This is a genomic window from Bacillus sp. VA15, from assembly GCF_055721145.1.
Window position 1 is genome coordinate 1 of record NZ_JBVQPQ010000025.1, and the last position, 479, is coordinate 479.

The window sequence follows — 479 nt, forward strand, 5'->3', positions numbered from 1 at the left end:
CTTCAGCATAAAGCTCGGAACCGGGGCTTTGGCGGCGTTCTGGCGGGAAATCGCCGCCACGACCAGATTGCCTGTCGCCACGTACTGGACCTGACCGGACAGGTAAGCCGACAGCGTGGTGTTATTGTCTTCGTAGCGTTTGACGTCTGCATCTTTCGGCGCAAGGCTGGTCAGCACCATGTCCTCCACCGCGCCGCGCGTCACGCCAATGGTTTTTCCACTCAGCTGAGCAGCATCTTTCAGCTCAGCCCCTTTCGGGCCGAACACGCCGAGGAAGAACGGCGCATAGGCACGGCTAAAATCGATCACCTTTTCACGCTCGGCGTTTTTACCGAGGCTTGAGATCACCAGATCCACCTTATCGGTTTGCAGATACGGCACGCGGTTGGCACTGGTCACCGGCACCAGCTGCAGCTTGAGCTTCATCTGTTTTGCCAGATAGCGCGCCATGTCGATGTCGTAGCCCTGCGGCTGGAGAT

1 protein-coding gene is annotated in these 479 nt (G+C 58.5%); it reads right to left on the reverse strand.

The window, feature by feature from the left end; genetic code table 11:
* Positions 1-479, reverse strand: a 479-nt coding sequence (locus AC0DBE_RS21560) for a transporter substrate-binding domain-containing protein (protein ID WP_472963726.1), incomplete at both ends; no start/stop codon positions are given.